Consider the following 17,907-nt stretch of genomic DNA (forward strand, 5'->3'; position numbering starts at 1 on the left):
TCCTTGCTAACCAAGCTGTTGACAAAAGATTGTATACAGCTTGCAAACTTTGTCCGATCATGGCAAGAAGCAATTCATTTAGCGGCTAGCCCATTAGTACAACAACACAAAATTGAACAGCGCTATGTCGAAGCCATGATTCGATCTATTGAACACTATGGTCCTTACGTTGTCATCACACCCAAAGTAGCCATTCCTCATGCACGGCCATCTGATGGGGTTCTTGAACTAGCCATAAGCTTGCTACGATTACAAAAGCCTGTTTTTTTTAGCCCTAATCAGCCTGTCTACCTACTAATTGTGCTAGCTGCCATTGACAATGCTTCACATCTACAGGTGTTGGCTGATTTGGCATTAGTCTTACAAGAACCCGATCAGATTGATGACCTAATCGCCTGTCAACATGCGGACATGATATGGGAGAAAATCAAACAATATACGACAAAGGAGTCAACAGAATGAAAATTTTAGTCGTGTGTGGGAGCGGTTTAGGAAGTAGCTTTATTTTAGAATTGAATGTTAAAAAAGCATTAGAAGTATTGGGGAAAGATGCAGAGGTAACGCATACAGATTTAGCGTCTGCCAAGGCGGAGAAAGCAGATATTTATTTAGGGGCAGCAGATATCGTGAATGAATTAGCGAAAGACAAAGGAATCATTGTGAGCATCGTAAATATGATGAGTATTTCAGAAATAAAAGAAAAGCTTGAACCGTTGCTTTAAGCATTAAAAATTTGGATAGGATGAGGTGTTGGTATGTTAGATGTTATCATGCATGACATTTTAGGAACACCAGCTATATTAGTCGGCCTATTCGCTTTTATTGGTTTACTTATTCAAAAAAAATCAAATTCCACTGTTCTGTCAGGTACATTAAAAACGATAATGGGCTTTGTCATCCTCGGAGCTGGTGCCACTGTCTTAATTGGCTCTTTAGATCATTTTAGTAAAATGTTCGATCATGCCTTTCAAGTACAGGGAGTCATTCCCAACAATGAGGCCATCGTGGCAGCTGCTCAGACTAATTTTGGTACAGCTACTGCACTAATCATGGTATTTGGTATGATTATGAATCTACTATTTGCGCGATTTACGCCATTAAAATATATCTTTTTAACTGGACATCATACATTATTTATGGCTTGTTTAATCGCCGCTTCATTATCAGTTGGAGGGATGAGTGGTACACCTCTTATTCTTGTTGGGTCTATCATTCTTGGACTTTGTATGGTCGTGTTCCCTGCCATTTTACAGCCGACAGTTCGACAAATAACAGGGAGTAATGACTTTGCTGTTGGTCACTTTGGCAGTGTTGGCTATTATGTTTCTGCAAAGATTGGTAAGCTCTTTGGTAATAAAATGAAATCCACAGAAGATATACAGGTTCCGAAAGCATTAGGCTTTTTACGAGATACCTCAGTTGCTATTTCTTTAACAATGAGTGTGTTCTTTGTAATTGTTGCCCTTTTTGCTGGCCCTTCCTATATTGAGTCACAATTATCAGCTGGCTCAAATTTTATTATTTTCGCTATTATGCAAGCGATTACATTTGCAGCGGGTGTTTATATTATTTTAGCAGGTGTACGGATGTTAATTGCTGAAATTATTCCAGCCTTCAAAGGCATTGCAGATAAACTTGTACCAAACACAAAACCAGCACTTGATTGTCCAACCATCTTTCCTTTTGCACCAAATGCCGTTATTATTGGTTTCATTTTTAGTTTTATAGCAGGGCTGGTTTCCATGTTTATACTCCCCTTCATCGGACTAAAAGTCATCGTACCAGGTCTTGTTCCACATTTCTTCACAGGTGCGGCGGCGGGTGTCTTTGGAAATGCTACTGGCGGTAGAATTGGTGCGATGTCCGGAGCCTTTGCCAATGGTTTATTAATTAGCTTTATTCCAGCCATACTCCTTATCTTTATGGGAGACATTGGCTATGAGGGCACAACCTTCGGTGATTCAGACTTTGGGGTAATCGGCATTATTATTATTAATTTATTAAAATTATTCGGCGCTGTTTAGAACATATAAAGCCTGACGCTATTTGCGTTAGGCTTTTATAGTGCTGTACATACAAGAAGTGCTACGAAAACCTTTATAAATCAATTACTTTATTAGTAATCTAGCTTTATATTATTAACTTATTATGTATATAGAAATGATTCATTATTCTTAGACATCCTAAAAATTTTTTGCACGGATGTCTGACATCAGACTAAAAATATTAAGTTTTTGCCGATATATATTTTATACACAACAGGAGGTACACAAAATTTGAAGAAATTATTCACTAGTTTTCTTTTGATCACTCTGTTGATAGCAGGCTGTTCCTCAGCACCGACAGAAACATCAACTGAAGGATATAAGATAGGAATTTTACTATCAGATGCAGGACTAGGCGATGAATCATTTAATGATTCCGCTTTTAAAGGCTTAGAAAAAGCGCGCGACGAGCTAGGCATTTTGTTTGATTACAAAGAGGCTCCTGATGGTAAATACGAGGAAAAGCTGAATGAACTTGTAGCAGAAAAATATGATATCATCATTGGTCTCGGGTTCTCTGTACAAGAAGCACTAGAAAAGACTGCAAAACAAAATCCCTCTCAGCAATTTATACTGATTGACGGGCAATCTGATATTAACAACATCATTTCGATTACCTTTAAAGAACAAGAAGGTAGCTTTTTAGTTGGCATGATTGCCGCTATGACAAGTAAAACAGGAAAAGTTGGCTTTATTGGTGGAGCAGATGCTCCTGTTATCCATCACTTTGAAAATGGTTTTATCGAAGGAGCACGTTATGTACAGCCATCGATTGAAATTATGAGTGACTATGCTGGTACCTTTGACGATACCCAGGCTGGTGCAGCAATAGCAGAAAGGTATATCAAAAATAACGTTGATTTTATTTACCATGCAGCAGGCTTTACTGGCTTTGGGGCGATAAAAAAGGCAGAGGAAATGGGGATCTATGCAGCAGGTGTTGATATCGATCAGTTTTTTGTTGCCGAAAAAACAGTTGTCACATCCATGCTTAAAAATGTTGATCTAGCCGTCTATCAACTCGCTAAGACATTAGTAGAAAATGGTAAAATTACAGAAAAATCCTTTGCATTAGGTTTAGCGGATCAGGGTGTGGGACTAGCAGATATTCGTGTAATTCAACTGACAGCTGAGCAACAGACTGCTATCGAAAAAGCCAAAGAAGCCATTATTTCAGGTACGATAAAAGTTACTGCGGAAAAGAGGAATGACCAGTGACACTACGTAAGAAATTATTTATGAACACATTGATTCCAATCGTATTGGCTATGGCTATGATTGGCTTTATTATCCTACAAACATTCACGATCCAAACAACAGCACAGGATGATACGAAACTTTTACTTGCAGTGAAAGAACTAGAGCAAAGTTTAGTTGTTGCCAGCCAATCTTTAAATAATTTTACCTACCTGGATAGTGAAGCCAATAAAAACGAAGCGCTCGCTATTTTACAAGAAACAAAAAGTAATTTAGAGGCATTAGCCTCTCTAACGAGAATACCTGAACATCAGACAATCGTCGAAAAAATAGCTAGTAAATTTGAAAATCTAGAAAAAGCGACTGAAAGCGGGTTTCAAGAAAACAATCGCTCTGAAATTAAAAAGCAGTCCATCAGAATTAAAGGAATTTTAAACGATATGTATTTGCTCAAAAAAGAAACGAACGAATGGTATCAAGAAATGATCCAAGTAACGAAGCAAAAAATAGGTTTCATTACAACCTCTACCATCATAGGTAGTGTGCTATTAATTATTGCTACGATACTTTATTCCTATGTAGCTGCGAAAAGAATTACCAAACCCATTAATCAGATTGTAGATTGTGCACAGGCTGCAGCAACAGGAAACTTAACAATGGATACTTCTACCCTCTCCTATCAAGCAAACAGTCGATATGAGATTGATCAATTAACAAAAAGCTTTGCAGACATGATGAATAATTTAAAAAATACTGTACAATCCATTGATAATATTGGAAAGGATGTTAATTTGTTTACACAAGAAGTGACGAGCCATATGAACAATATTCATGAAAGTAGTAATCAAGTCGCTACCTCAACCGACGAATTAGCAAAAGGCAGCTATACGATGTCAGAAGACATTCAATCAGTGGCACTCCAAATGAATAATATGGCAGATCAATTTAGGGATGTTATGCGTACGAGTGAGCAATCGGCTGACACTGGTAAACAAGCTCTGGAGGCTGTTCAAAATGGTCAATATTCATTAGAAAAACAATCTTCCATTGCAAAGGATATATCAACCACATCACTTGATATTAAGGAAGCTGTAACTCAATTTTCTCAATTCACTTCGGAAATTGAAGGCGCAGCCAATGCTGTCCATACGATTGCTAGCCAAACAAATTTATTAGCACTAAATGCTGCCATCGAGGCTGCAAGAGCTGGAGAAGCAGGCAAAGGGTTTGCCATTGTTGCCGAGGAGGTTAAAAAGCTCTCTTCTGAAACGGAGAATGCTACGAATTTAATCACTTCAATGGTCTCGCATATTCAAGATGGCATTACGCACATCCTTACTACGGCTGAACGAGGTTATCTGCTGTCAAATGAGCAATCTCAATCCATGGTAGAGACAGAACAATCATTCTCTGTTATTACCATGCACATAACAAATATCTATCGCGATTTACAAAACCTCACAAGAGAAATGGCACAAACAAATGAAATGAGCCAGCAAGTAAATAGTACCATTGAAAATATTTCTGCTATTACAGAAGAAACGGCTGCTGGCACAGAAGAAATATCGGCATCAACGCAAGAACAGCTACTTTCCTTCCAAAAAATTAGTGCTAAGATAGACGATCTTGAAGCTATGACTAATACGTTGATGAATGAGCTCAAAAAATTCACCCTATAGCGATTCGATTCATTACCGCAAAAAATCCAGTGAAATGATTCACTGGATTTCTTCTTTCATTATAAAGTTAAACCACCATCTACTAACACAATAGAGCCTGTCATATAGCTTGCTTTGTCTGATGCTAGGAATACTACCATTTCTGCTAATTCCTCTGGTTTTGCATAGCGTCCCATTCTCATATTTGGAATCTCCTCTGGCACATAGCCACCTGTTTCAAACATCGCAGTTACACTGTTTGTTAATGCCGTTTCTACTCCCCCTGGACAGATACCATTGATCCGAATACCTTTTTTTACATACTCCAAAGAAGCTGATTTTGTTAAACCCACTACTGCATGCTTACTTGCAGAATAGACAGCCATACTGTGCTCACTGCGAACTCCTGCTGTAGAAGCTGTATTTATAATTGAACCGCTTCCTTGTCCCTCCATTACTTTTAAAACATATTTTAAGCCAAGGAATACACCCTTCACATTGATTGACATAATACGGTCATATTCTTCATCTTCAATCTCTGTTAGTGGAGAAATTTTCTGAATAACCCCAGCATTATTGAAAAATACATCAATACGTCCGTACGTATCAACAGCAGTATTGACATATTTCTGAACGTCTTCACTTTTTGAAACGCCTGCCTGAACGAAAATACCTTCCCCGCCTTGTTCTCTAATCAAGCTTACTGTTTCTTCCCCTGTTTCTTTGTTGAAATCCACTACCACCACTTTTGCACCATTGCTAGCAAGTTTCAAGCTGCTAGCTCTTCCAATTCCGCTTCCTGCGCCTGTTACAACTGCAATTTTATTCAAAAGATCCATCTTCTATTCCTCCCTAACATTTTAAAGTCACTGTCTATTTTATTGCTACTTCTCCTTTATTTATTGTATTATTCTACACAAAATAGTACTTTCTCAATGTCTATCCAATAAAAATGTAAATGCTTTCATTTTAATAGAATTATTACGAACTGGAGTGTAGGAACATGAAAATTAACACTATTGATCTTCAATACATCAGCCAATTAATCTATGAAACACATCATCTTCCAGTCACTTATATTAATTCATTAGGAAAAATAATCTTTGACTATTCATCAACAAATAATCCATCTTACATTTCTTTAAAGGAACAGTTGAAAACATATCCTTACCATAAAGATTCTAATGCCTATCCAATTTTTTTCTCTTATGCTGAGTTTAATTTTTTCTATATTAATGTGCAGCAAGAGGATCAATATTTAGGTGCAATTGTAGTTGGCCCTTCCCTTTCGCCAGAAGTGGAAGACATAAAGACAAGTGTTAATCAAGAGCTGATTCCTATTCTTCATTATCAACAAAGTTTAGCCATTAGTTTATTTGTGTATTACGCCATCTATCAAAAGAAATTAAATAAATCTGCTGTCATTTATCACAACCAAGCATTAAGACCTCTCATTCGTCATGAGGAAAATACTACGCTTGAGCTCTCCTATGCAAGAAGAAATGATATTGTTCATACAAATCTTTACTATGAAAAAATATTGTTAGACAATGTGAAAAATGGGCGTATAGAGAAACTAAATGAAGTTTTGAATTATTCCATTGTTGAGCAAGCAGAACTTGGAATACTATCAAAACGCAATAATTTAAGAAGTGTTCAATATTTGATGATTACAGGCATTGCACTTATTTGCCGTGCAGCAATTGAGGGTGGTTTAAATGAAGAAACAGCCTTTACATTAAATGATTTTTACATTCAAAAGCTAGAGGATCAAAACAGTTTAATCGAAATTCTTTCGTTAATGGAGGAAGCTATTTACGACTATACAAGCCGTGTATCACAGGCAAATACAAGGAAGTATTCTGGACCCATTACTACCTGTATCCATTTTATTGAAAATGAGTTGTATGGGGATCTAACACTCGACCAACTTTCAGCAATTTGCCACCTAAGCCCCAATTATCTTTCCTCCTTATTTAAAAAGGAAGTAGGTACTTCCTTTAGTGAATATATTCAGCAGCAAAGGATTGATGAGGCGAAAAAACTCTTAACATTTACCAACTATCCAATCCTAGACATCGGTTCATTACTTAATTTCACAGATCAAAGCTATTTCATTAAAGTTTTCAAAAAATTTACGGGAATTACCCCTAAACAATATAGAACTAAGTATTCTCATAAATAATTCGATATAGAGGGAAAGTAAAAAGATGGTAGAAATCAATTTTTACTTTTCTCTTTCCTTTTTTGAAGTACTAACAATATCATCTATGTCATATCTTGAATTAAAACGTAACCATTACACTTTAAGGAGGTCTATGTGGAACGTCTCCATTTTTCTAAATATGTATTGAATTTTTGGTTGCTCTTCATTTTATTCCTAGGCATGCTACAACTACTGTTATTCAACGTCTCAGCTCTAAACGACCTTAGTTCCTCTCTACTCAATTTAAATACGATATTTTTAAGTATTTTAATTGAAGCATTACCATTTGTCTTAATTGGAATACTGATTGCTGGCTTTATACAAATTTTTATAACAGAGGAACATATCCAAAGGTGGATTCCTCGAAACCCTGTGATGGCAGTTATCATGAGTTGTCTTGTAGGTGCATTATTTCCAGCCTGTGAATGTGGGATTGTTCCGATTGTTAGAAGATTGATTGTCAAAGGCGTACCTATACATGCAGCTATAGGCTTTATGTTAACTGGTCCACTTATTAATCCCGTTGTTATTCTTTCTACTTATATGGCATTTGGAAATGATTTAAGAATAGCGAGCCTTCGAATGCTTGTTGGCTTTGTCATCGCTATTGTAGTAGCATTACTTATCAGCTTATTTTTTAAAGGCTCCCAATTTAAGAGCTCTTTACAGCCCTACTCATTAACAATCCCTAGTCAACAAACATCCTTCTTCACCAAATTATTAAATATGGTCAAACATGCCATCGATGAATTTTTTGATATGGGTAAATACTTAATTATCGGGGCATTTTTAGCTGCCTTTGTACAAACCTATATATCTACCAAAACACTCGTAGCCATTGGAGAAGGGGAACCCTCCTCCATTCTAGTTATGATGGGCTTAGCCTTCATTCTGTCACTTTGCTCTGAGGCAGATGCCTTTATTGGCGCATCCTTTAGTGCTATTTTCTCCACTCCATCCATTCTGGCCTTTCTTATTTTTGGCCCTATGATCGATTTGAAAAATACCATTATGTTGATGAGCGTATTTCGTTTAAAATTTGTTTTTTGGTTTATCGCCTTAGTGGCTACAGTTGTCTACATTAGTATATGGATTCTTTCAGCGTATCTCTTCTAAGGGGGAAAACCATGAAATTTCACGTTCAACAAGCGCTAAGAGCCTTCATGTTACTCTCCTTTTCGGCTATGATTGCCAACCTGCATTGGACCGGAGAACTAACAAAATTTATCAACCCTAAATATGAAGGGCTGAGTAAAACAGCCGCCATTTTATTTTTTATACTATTTCTTGTTCAAGTGACAAGAATTATATCTTTTTCAAAGGTTCCCCATTCATGTGATCAAACGGGACAAGCATGCTGCTCCCATCACGACCATGGTCACACAGCCTTTACCCGAAAAAAAATGATAGCCTACCTCATTATCATGACACCAATAATGACAGGCTTCTTCGTGCCAGCAAAAATTTTAGATGCATCCATCGCTGATAAAAAAGGTGGTGCATTTATTCTCACCCAGCAAAATCAATCATCTAAAATAGAGGATTACCTCACTTCAAATGAAACGATTGATGAAAACATCTATGATGAACATGAAGCTGATCCCCGACTGACAGAGGAAAAACAGGAAATGACTAAAAAACAATATGAGCAATTAAAGCAACAGCTATCCCAACAATCCATGCTAAAAATGACCGATGAGGACTACACGATTTATTATGAAGAAATTAATCAAAATTTGGCTAACTATTTGGGGAAGAAAATACAGTTGAAGGGCTTTGTTTTAAAAGAAGAAAATTTTACAGAAAAGCAACTAGTGATTTCAAGATTTCTTATTACGCATTGCGTCGCCGATGCCAGTATTGTCGGCTTTCTGACAGAGTTTTCGGACGCTCCTACACTCACAGAAGATACATGGATTGAAGTGGTCGGTACAATTAGTCAAACAACATATGAAGGTGCAAGCTTACCTGTTATCCATATTGATGATTGGGTAACAATCGAACAACCTGAATCACCTTATCTTTATCCTATTAATATTCGAATGAGTTTCTAGCAATAAAAGGGCAAAGCTTATGGCTTGCCCTTTTTCAGCTATTAATGGGGGATCGCACATCTAAGCCTAAATGGGAGCGTAATGTGCTACCTTCATATTCAGCTCTGAATAACCCCCGCTCTACTAACATGGGAATAACGTCGCTAAAGAACAAATCCAAAGATTTCGCAGGTCCGCCTGGTATGGCAATAAAGCCATCCAATGCACCCTCTTCATAAAAAGTAACAATTTGATCGACAATATCCTGTGGTGTACCGATTGCTACAAGGTGGGCTGAGCCAATTACCTCTGGGCGTGCTAACAATACTGCGACTGTTGGTTCATTGTTTACAATATAACGACGTACCAAATCTGCATGTGTTTTACTACGTACTTGTTGATCTTTTGATGGCAGCATATCAACCGTTACCTGATCTTCAAGTGCCAAATGACGAACATCCATGCCAATCACAGATTCTAAAGCACTGTAGCGCCGCTCAAGTGTTAAATGTGCATGTGCTTGTCGGTGCATTTCGAGTGCTTCTTCATATGTATCCCCTATAAAGAAATAGAGTCCGGGTAATAAGCGAATATCGTCGGCTGAACGACCTACTTCTATAGCCTGCTGACGCAAATCATTACGCATCTCAATACCCACCTCCATGGCTGGTGTAGCCGCAAAAATCGCATTGGAAACAGTAGCCGCAAATTGCCGCCCAACATCCGACGCTCCTGCTTGGAAGAGTGGAATCTCTCCTGCTGGATGCATTGGGAGATTTAAGGGACCTTTTATATGGAAAAATTCTCCTTCATGCTCAATTGGCTTAACAAGCTCTTTTATTTTCTCTAAATTCTCATCCATTTCTAATGTTTCATAGGGATAACTATGCCATAGCTGCTTGACCACCGCTGTACATTCTGCAGCTTTAGCATAACGCTCCTCGGAAGAAGGCATGGGCTCATTGCTGAAATTATGGGCGCCATCTATAGAGGTTACGATATTCCATCCAACTCGTCCTTCGCTAATCCAATTTAAGGACTGCAATTGACGCGCAATCAGATAAGGTGGCGTAAAGGATGTGGAAATCGTTGTTACTAAGCCAATCTGTTTCGTTTCTCTTGCCACCATCGCCATTAAAAAGTTAGGATCTAAGCCAACTGTTCCTTTCATTTTAGCCATTAATTCTGGATGAGCTGTTAAATAATCCGCCTTAAATACAAAATCTAATTTCGCTGCTTCAGCACGCTGCGCAAATGCAATATGTTCTTCTATCAAGGCACCCTGTTTGCCATGATTACCGTAAACAGCTAAATGCATTCCAATAATAAGGTGTCTTTTCATTGCTACTCTCCTTCTTTTTAATTGATAACGATTATCATTTTCATAATAATCATTCATGGCAGAGATTGCAATGAATGACTATTAAGTTTTTGAAGGTCCTCTACAAATGAAAAATAAGCAACCAAACTAATATTTACTATAAAGTTAAATAAAGGTATTATCGAGATAATTCAAAAATATTTAAGCGGAGGAATCATGAGAAAATTTACCTCTTTATTTATAGTTACTCTTTTTATATTTCCAATTGGTGGCGCATCTTTTATAGAAGATCCTATACTCCAACCATCTATTCCGCCGAACCTTGGTGCTTCTGCTGAGGAATCTTATTCTACCCCCACAGCTGAAAAAAGTGATGATTCTCTTCTTACAACGTCTTCTACCTTTCCAACTGGTCAGGGTTCGATGAGCTTTAATTTTAAAGCACCTAGTAATGGCACTGATACAATTCAAATTTATGTAAAAAATAACAGCTCACAATCTATTAGGTTTATATTAACTGCACCTAATGGAACGGTTTGGATAGACGGAGAGATCATTAAATCTGGACAATCATTTACTTCAACTTACGAGTTGGATGCAAGCCAAGCTGGTCAATGGTTCATGAAATTTGATAATAATGATGGTTCTTCAATTACAGTAGATATAAATACAAGTTACGAAATTTAATATGGAGCTTCACCCTTTAGCTTTTTTCTATTCAAATAGGTGATGCAAAAATTTGTTTTTCCGTTGGGTCCCAGAGAACAATTCCAACATCCTGCTTCTGATCGATTACCCGAATGGTGATGGGGATATAGTCAAATAAAATTGTATTTATTTTTGTACTAGTGAGCTGTAACAAGCCAATTAATTCAATATCATTAACCAGTGGTACATGTATTTCTAGATTAATATCTGTTAATTTGCCATCTTCATAACGAAGTTTTCCCATGATTTTAGGATTTAAATGTTTAAATCCACCTTGAATATCCTCTTTAAAAATTAATAATTTATTATACATATTTTGGTCCAAACTATATAAAGCATCTGATGGGAATATATAATGCTTTTTATCTATATCAAACCATTTTGTTATGGTAGCTGCATCTTTAGGAATAAAGGTTTCAGCTAAAAATATGCCTGGAATAATATCGTTTATATTAGATTCTTGATATAAAGTTAAATAAATAGGGACTCTCGGATATTTTTCATTTTTTCTAATATCCTCAAGAATCCTTTTAGCTACTTCCTTACCATAATTTTTAACATCGTTGATATCATCATCATTTTGGTCTACTTTCACTTGGCCTGTGTAAATTAAACCATTGGCATCGGAAACTCGTATATCATAAAATTCATTTAACGAGATCGCGATCGATAGTCCCTCTACTTTGTTATTTTCTTTATTAATAAAATTTTGTTCTAACACATGTGAGAGAATCAAAGGATACTTTTTTTCATCCTCTAGCACATTGTCACTTCTAGTTTCAATGGCTGGATTTAACCCAATACCTTCATCTGTTTTTCTACTTAACCATTGGCTGATCATTTTCTCTTCCAGATATTGACCTTCCTGCATATAAAACTTGTCAGTTGAGAAATGATTCACCGATAAATTCATGAGTCCTCTTTCAATTTCATTAATATTTAAAGCATTATTCATATTATTGATGATTGAACCTCTAGCAATATTGACTTTTGCAGGCTGTTGAATCTCATAGACCTCCTTTTTCTGTATCGATGAAATATATTTTTTCTCATTAGCAGTAACACTTTCGTCCTCACTACTACAAGATGCTAAAATCAATATTGGTGCGAATAAAAATAACATAAAGCTTCTTTTTTTCATTGCTATTTCTCCTTGCATACTATGTATCATTTGATAAATTACCTCATTCAACGATACCAAATTTACCAAAATAAAACATTACAAATTTACAAATCTCCCCATTTACCTATCAGATGATCAAAAAAGACCTATGCTCGTTTTCTCGAACATAGGTCTTACTGCTTTCAACTGCTAATGAGTGGGTTTTTCACTACATTGGAGTGGCTCTCACACTTTTAAGAGCGGGTTTTCGCTTCTTTAGGAGCGGGTTCCCTCCTTCTTAGAGCGATTTATCCTCAATACTATTTGGCATTTTTATCGGGCTGGTGAATACCAAATACATTGCCTTCCGTATCAATATAATAGCCTTGCCATGCCATTCCTGGTAATGCGTACTTTGGCATGGCTACTTTGCCCCCGTTTTCAAGAATTTTTGCTTCCGTTACATCATAACTTTCAACACCCATTGTACAAGCAAAGCCATTCAACGCTTGGTTTGTTTCTGGTGGAGGCCCTTGGCGTTGCATTAAAGCACCGTTAATGCCAAGTTCACCATCTTCACCTGTCACGGTACCGAAGTAAGGCATGCCTGCATATTCACTCCAGTCCTGAAATGACCATCCAAAAACTTCCCCATAAAAATCCTTAGCCCGATCCATATCACTTACATGAATTTCAAAATGAACTATTCTCCCCATAGTATCCTCCTTAAAGATGAATGTATTTGATCATATTTACTATATATCATTTTTCTGAAGATTAAAATTAATAAATTATTTCTGCCATACCAACAACATGTTGGTTATAGAGACTTATATGGAATCTCCCATCTATAATTCAATTCTATTTTTTCTATAATACAACTACAAAAAAGTGTGACTAGAAAATGAATTATTCTCTAATCACACACTATTAGGGCTAGTTATAATTGACTATATACCGAAATGGCATCGGTAATATTATATTGCTCCGTTCTAGGGCTGCCGTCCGCTCCTACTGTCACTAGCACATATTCTTGTCCATTTATAAGAGCTAAGCTTGCTAAACATAAGCCTGCATCTTCTGTATAGCCAGTTTTTCCACCTAAAATTTCCCCTCCTGGCAATGCACTTGACGTCATATGCTGAAACATGCGACTGGTAAAAGTAATGCCTTCTGGATGAAGGTTTGTTGATTTTATAGAATATCTTTCTGCTGTATAAACATTTCGAAAATCATCGTTTGTTAAGGCGTATTGTAAAAGTAAAGACATATCCTTTACAGTTGTATAATGATCTGAATGGTGGAGTCCAGTTGTATTCACAAAGTGCGTATTTTTCATGCCTAGCTGCTGCGCCTTTTCGTTCATCAGTTTCACAAATCCACGTTCTGACCCCGCAACATATTCAGCTAAACCTAGTGATGCTTCTGCACCTGATGGCAACATAGAGCCATACAACAAATCTTCTACTGTCAGCTTTTCATTTGGGAGAAAGCCCGCCACTGACGCATTTTCCTCTAATAAATCCCGAAAGATATGTTTAGGTAAAATGATTTCTTCTTGTAAATTGGAGATCTGCTCAATCGCGACTAGAACCGTCATCATTTTTGTCAAAGAAGCAGGATAAATCTTTTCCTCACTTTTTTTATCTAAAACAATTTGATTTTCATCCAAATTCACTAAAATTGCATTCGAACTGTACATATCAAGATCGAGCATATGCTGACTGGCTGTTTGTACTACTTTTGGTGCATGATCTATTTCCTGACGTAAAGTCATTGGCGATTCTTTCAATAGTAAATAAACGAAAATCATTATGGATAAGAACAATAAACTCAATATACCTTTTCTCTTGAACATAAAAACAACTCCTTCTCTTTATGCTTTTATTCAACCATAAAAAAAGGAGCTTATTTTTAATTTACTATTAGTGAATTCTTAAGGTTTCTTAAGAATTGGTTGGAATCATCACGGTGAATACGGTTGTATCATTACTAGAAGTTGCGGTAATGGTTCCGCCATGGGCCTGTACAATTTCATTAGAAATGGCTAAACCAAGCCCAGCACCTCCTGTTTGGGTAGACCTTGCACTATCTAAGCGGTAAAACTTTTCAAATATCATTTTTAATTTTTCAGGAGGAATCGTCTTCCCTGTATTCGTAAACGAAATAAATGTCTGATTATTTTCGCTTTGCGCACTAATTTCAATTGTACTATTTGGATCACTGTAGGCAATTGCATTTTTTAAAATATTATTAAATACCCTTGCTATTTTATTGCCGTCTGCATAGATAGTAATATCTTCATCTAATTTGACGATGGCTTTTTGACCCTTTGGTGCCAGCAATGGATAAAACTCGTCGGCCACTTGCATTAACATATGTTGTAAAGGAATAGAATCTTTCTCTAAAATGATGGATTGTAAATTAAACCTGGTTATTTCAAAAAATTCATTGATTAGTTGTTCCAGTCTATAAGATTTATCTAATGTAATCGTCACATATTTTTCTTTCTGCTCTACCGGCATATCCCTCGCTTCATCTAAAAGACTTAAGTAGCCAATAATGGATGTTAAAGGTGTTTTAATATCATGCGCTAAATAGACAACTAAATCATTCTTTCGTTGCTCAGCTTCTTGTGCATCCCTTGCACGCTTTTCTAATTTATATTTCACGTTATTTAATTTTTTCTCCAAAAAATCGAGTTCAGCTGGGAGCTCAATTTCCTTCCCTGACTCATCAGCAAGCATGGTAATACTTGAACTAATTTGATGAAAATATCGGGTAAATCGAGACAAGGCGATATAGAAAATAATCAATAATAATAAAATAAATCCTATCGCAAGCCAAAGCGATTTATTTTGTCGAAATAACACATGATAGGCATTGCTTGCAGCATAATAATCAAGTTGCAAGACATTTTCACAAAAAGCAATAAAAGCATCTGCAAAGGGAGCTTGTAAGACCCCATCAATAAATGCAAAATTAATAAAAAAGCCTATGATGCTAGCGATGACAAGTATCGAAATAATTTGTAGAACCATTTTCCTTTTCAGTTTGCCAAACTCATTTTTCAATGGTATACCCCACTCCCCAAACCGTTTTAATATACTTTGGGTTCTCCGCAGCATCCTTCATTTTTTCCCGTAAATGTCGAATGTGAACCATTACCGTGTTATTGCTGCTAAAGTACTTTTCCCCCCAAATTTCTTGGAATAATTGCTCTGAGCTAATAACTGTCCCTCGATTTGCACATAAATACCAAAGAATAGCGAACTCCGTAGGTGTAAGGGATATGGGTCTTTCATTTAAAAAGACTTGTCGTGTGTTTTTATTAATCACCAAGCCAGCAAAATCAATGATATCTTCCTGTTGCTTCGAACCTTGGTTGTAGAAAGTAAATCTTCGTATTTGCGCCTTTACACGAGCAACCAACTCTAATGGACGGAATGGCTTTGTTATATAATCATCTGCTCCCAGAGAAAATCCATTTATTTTATCGATTTCTTCTTCCTTTGCCGTAAGCATTATCACTGGAAAATTCAGTGTTTCTCGGATTTTTCGTAAAATAGTAAACCCATCTATATCAGGCATCATAATATCCAGAACAGCTAAATCTACTTTCTCATGCTCAATACATGCCAAAGCCTCTTGAGCCGTATAAAACTTAAATACATGATAGTTTTCATTTTTTAAGTAAAGTTCTATTAAATCTGCAATTTCCTTTTCATCGTCAACAACTAATATATTCAACTGTATTGCCCTCTCCTTCTCCCCACTTGTTTTCCAATGATTTTTCACAGGCATTATAGCACTTACGCATGACTATATCTATTATTAGGGTAGTTAGATAAAAACATCTTTCCAACTCTACTTTTGATAGGTTTATGTTAACAAAATCATAGATAGCTTCATAATGAACTATTACTACATCAAAAATAGGCTTAGGTTATATCCCAAGCCTCGCATTTTCTGGTAATTAATTTGTTGGATTGATTGCTGTAGTAGTAGATTTTCGACTCATATCCTGTGTTACCACTCTACCTGCGTAATATAGCATTTGTTTATTTAATTTATTCTCTTTTACAGTTATACTGGTAGGTTTCACTTTTAGAACAAGCGTTTTGCTCCCTAAAGATGACTGATATTTTTCGATATGCTTTTTTGATAAAGGTGCTTGGTAATAATCTGGTACATATTTATCAAGCATTGCCTGCATAGCAGCAGTAGCTTCATTTAAATCTGTAACAAATTCCCCCAAACCATTTGCTACTACACTTATATAAGCCGTATCAGTCTTAGCAGGAATAGGGTCTACCATTGTTCCATAATTTTCACTTATTGTGATACATGCATTCCGATTATTTGTTAGAATATCTATTTTTCTTCCTTCGTTGGCACCATGAAAATAAAAACTTCCGTCTTTGTAAACATAATTTAGCGGAATAACATATGGCATATGTTGATCTACCAAACCAAGAAATGCAGTTTGTGCGCCTTCTAAAAATTGTTTAATTTGTTTTTCATCTGTACAAACTCTATTTATCATCCGAATATCTGTTACCATTATCATTCCCCCTATCCTCTTCTAAAAAGGAGTCTACAGCAGTATTGCACGTTAAAAAAGGGACAGTTTGATGAAAGGGCATGGGTACAAAGTAAAAATACTAGTTTATCAAAAGCCCATACTATTTTCTAGAAGTTCTCTAGTTCTACAAATGAATGTCATATATTGAATGATTTATTCTCCAAATTTTCACCTACATCACGATAGAATAGTTTAAGTTGCGCAACAATCATAATGCTAATGACTACAAGTAAAAACCATGAACTGATTTTACCAAAATGAACAATCGACCAAGACACCTCTTGATTCGGATAGGACCATGCTCCAAAGAACGTTGCAATATTTTCAGCAATCCAAATGAAAAAGCCAATCAAAAAGAACGATACAACAATGGGCATTTTAAAGACTTTGTTCCGTACTGTAAATTTTACAACAGTACGATAAAACACAATAAATAGTAGTGCCATTAACAGCCATCTAAAATCATAAATAAAATGGTGTGTGAAAAAATTCAAGTAGATAATGGCTCCAAGTGGAATAGCTACATAACTTTTTGGCCAGCTTACAATTTTTAAATCAAACCTACGCCAAGCTTGGCAAATATAACTTGCTACACTCGCATACATAAATCCGCTATATAAAGGCACACCCCCTATTTTTGTCCACGCCTCTTCAGGATATGACCATGAATTGAAATTCACTTTATATAGTTCGAGCACGAGCCCAATAATGTGAAACAAGCAAATGACTTTTATTTCATCCTTTGTTTCTAAACCAAATTTATACATCAAGTACTGAGTCAATAGACAAATTGCCAGAATAAAGTCATATCTTCCTACCCCAGGTATTTGAATGACTTTAGAGAGTGCAAGTGTAGCAAATATCACAACAGGAAAAATACAAGATAATGATTGATGATACGTAAAGACTCCTAAGTCTTTAATAAAATTCTTCAACATGAATCCACCTCAAATGAACTTGTTCATAATTAAATTGCTTCTTGTATGAAGAATAAACGATAAATTATCTTATTTCAATATTTATTTATCGAAAAACAATAAATTTTTTCTCTT

18 protein-coding genes are annotated in these 17,907 nt (G+C 36.1%); 9 read left to right on the forward strand and 9 right to left on the reverse strand.

Going from position 1 to position 17,907, the window contains the following annotated elements; genetic code table 11:
• The first annotated feature begins 3 nt into the window (after positions 1 to 3).
• The 5 genes from C7B89_RS08140 (at position 4) to C7B89_RS08160 (ending at position 4,921) form a co-directional block, all read left to right on the forward strand.
• The gene (locus C7B89_RS08140; RefSeq protein WP_054550682.1) at positions 4 to 462 is read left to right on the forward strand and encodes a PTS sugar transporter subunit IIA; all 459 of its coding nucleotides are present in this window, start codon (positions 4 to 6) and stop codon (positions 460 to 462) included.
• Positions 459 to 722: a PTS sugar transporter subunit IIB gene (locus C7B89_RS08145; RefSeq protein WP_004232490.1), complete on the forward strand. Its 264-nt coding sequence runs from the start codon at positions 459 to 461 to the stop codon at positions 720 to 722. The genes C7B89_RS08140 and C7B89_RS08145 overlap by 4 nt, the downstream gene beginning before the upstream one ends.
• A gap of 33 nt (positions 723 to 755) precedes the next feature.
• Positions 756 to 2,024, forward strand: coding sequence for a PTS ascorbate transporter subunit IIC (locus C7B89_RS08150; protein ID WP_054550681.1), 1,269 nt, complete (start codon positions 756 to 758; stop codon positions 2,022 to 2,024).
• A 252-nt stretch (positions 2,025 to 2,276) separates the two neighbouring features.
• Positions 2,277 to 3,263, forward strand: a complete 987-nt coding sequence (locus C7B89_RS08155) for a BMP family lipoprotein (RefSeq protein WP_115673461.1) — start codon at positions 2,277 to 2,279, stop codon at positions 3,261 to 3,263.
• Entirely contained in the window at positions 3,260 to 4,921 is a 1,662-nt protein-coding gene (locus C7B89_RS08160) for a methyl-accepting chemotaxis protein (protein ID WP_115673462.1), read from the forward strand. The genes C7B89_RS08155 and C7B89_RS08160 overlap by 4 nt, the downstream gene beginning before the upstream one ends.
• A gap of 59 nt (positions 4,922 to 4,980) precedes the next feature.
• Here C7B89_RS08160 and C7B89_RS08165 read toward each other — a convergent pair whose 3' ends face one another.
• Positions 4,981 to 5,739: an SDR family NAD(P)-dependent oxidoreductase gene (locus C7B89_RS08165; protein ID WP_115673463.1), complete on the reverse strand. Its 759-nt coding sequence runs from the start codon at positions 5,737 to 5,739 to the stop codon at positions 4,981 to 4,983.
• Positions 5,740 to 5,903: 164 nt separating this feature from the next.
• Between C7B89_RS08165 and C7B89_RS08170 the strand changes: the two genes are divergently transcribed.
• The 3 genes from C7B89_RS08170 to C7B89_RS08180 all read left to right on the forward strand — a co-directional run bounded on the left by C7B89_RS08170 (position 5,904) and on the right by C7B89_RS08180 (position 9,160).
• Entirely contained in the window at positions 5,904 to 7,085 is a 1,182-nt protein-coding gene (locus C7B89_RS08170) for an AraC family transcriptional regulator (RefSeq protein ID WP_054550677.1), read from the forward strand.
• A gap of 135 nt (positions 7,086 to 7,220) precedes the next feature.
• Positions 7,221 to 8,222 carry a permease gene (locus tag C7B89_RS08175; protein ID WP_115673464.1) on the forward strand — a complete coding sequence of 334 codons (1,002 nt, stop codon included), beginning with the start codon at positions 7,221 to 7,223 and terminating at the stop codon, positions 8,220 to 8,222.
• An 11-nt stretch (positions 8,223 to 8,233) separates the two neighbouring features.
• On the forward strand, positions 8,234 to 9,160 hold the full coding sequence (locus C7B89_RS08180; protein WP_115673465.1) for a TIGR03943 family putative permease subunit: 927 nt from the start codon (positions 8,234 to 8,236) through the stop codon (positions 9,158 to 9,160).
• Between the two features lie 34 nt (positions 9,161 to 9,194).
• Here C7B89_RS08180 and C7B89_RS08185 read toward each other — a convergent pair whose 3' ends face one another.
• Positions 9,195 to 10,457, reverse strand: coding sequence for an NtaA/DmoA family FMN-dependent monooxygenase (locus C7B89_RS08185; RefSeq protein WP_244205599.1), 1,263 nt, complete (start codon positions 10,455 to 10,457; stop codon positions 9,195 to 9,197).
• 219 nt (positions 10,458 to 10,676) lie between these two features.
• Here C7B89_RS08185 and C7B89_RS08190 point away from each other — a divergent pair, with 219 nt between their 5' ends.
• The gene (locus C7B89_RS08190; RefSeq protein WP_054550673.1) at positions 10,677 to 11,147 is read left to right on the forward strand and encodes a hypothetical protein; all 471 of its coding nucleotides are present in this window, start codon (positions 10,677 to 10,679) and stop codon (positions 11,145 to 11,147) included.
• 31 nt (positions 11,148 to 11,178) lie between these two features.
• Here C7B89_RS08190 and C7B89_RS08195 read toward each other — a convergent pair whose 3' ends face one another.
• From C7B89_RS08195 to C7B89_RS08225, 7 genes are all read right to left on the reverse strand, one after another.
• Positions 11,179 to 12,309 carry a CamS family sex pheromone protein gene (locus tag C7B89_RS08195; protein WP_115673467.1) on the reverse strand — a complete coding sequence of 377 codons (1,131 nt, stop codon included), beginning with the start codon at positions 12,307 to 12,309 and terminating at the stop codon, positions 11,179 to 11,181.
• 281 nt (positions 12,310 to 12,590) lie between these two features.
• A complete protein-coding gene (locus C7B89_RS08200) occupies positions 12,591 to 12,986 on the reverse strand; it encodes a VOC family protein (RefSeq protein ID WP_115673468.1) in 396 nt (131 codons plus the stop codon).
• A 224-nt stretch (positions 12,987 to 13,210) separates the two neighbouring features.
• Positions 13,211 to 14,128: a D-alanyl-D-alanine carboxypeptidase family protein gene (locus tag C7B89_RS08205; RefSeq protein WP_048389674.1), complete on the reverse strand. Its 918-nt coding sequence runs from the start codon at positions 14,126 to 14,128 to the stop codon at positions 13,211 to 13,213.
• An 88-nt stretch (positions 14,129 to 14,216) separates the two neighbouring features.
• Positions 14,217 to 15,311 carry a sensor histidine kinase gene (locus tag C7B89_RS08210; RefSeq protein WP_244205601.1) on the reverse strand — a complete coding sequence of 365 codons (1,095 nt, stop codon included), beginning with the start codon at positions 15,309 to 15,311 and terminating at the stop codon, positions 14,217 to 14,219.
• A 22-nt stretch (positions 15,312 to 15,333) separates the two neighbouring features.
• Positions 15,334 to 16,026, reverse strand: coding sequence for a VanR-ABDEGLN family response regulator transcription factor (gene vanR, locus C7B89_RS08215; RefSeq protein WP_167444827.1), 693 nt, complete (start codon positions 16,024 to 16,026; stop codon positions 15,334 to 15,336).
• Between the two features lie 220 nt (positions 16,027 to 16,246).
• The gene (locus C7B89_RS08220) at positions 16,247 to 16,834 is read right to left on the reverse strand and encodes a pyridoxamine 5'-phosphate oxidase family protein (RefSeq protein ID WP_115673469.1); all 588 of its coding nucleotides are present in this window, start codon (positions 16,832 to 16,834) and stop codon (positions 16,247 to 16,249) included.
• 158 nt (positions 16,835 to 16,992) lie between these two features.
• On the reverse strand, positions 16,993 to 17,793 hold the full coding sequence (locus C7B89_RS08225) for a DUF817 domain-containing protein (protein ID WP_115673470.1): 801 nt from the start codon (positions 17,791 to 17,793) through the stop codon (positions 16,993 to 16,995).
• Positions 17,794 to 17,907: the final 114 nt, after the last annotated feature.

The organism is Lysinibacillus capsici (assembly GCF_003367505.1).
In the GTDB taxonomy this organism is placed as follows: domain Bacteria; phylum Bacillota; class Bacilli; order Bacillales_A; family Planococcaceae; genus Lysinibacillus; species Lysinibacillus capsici.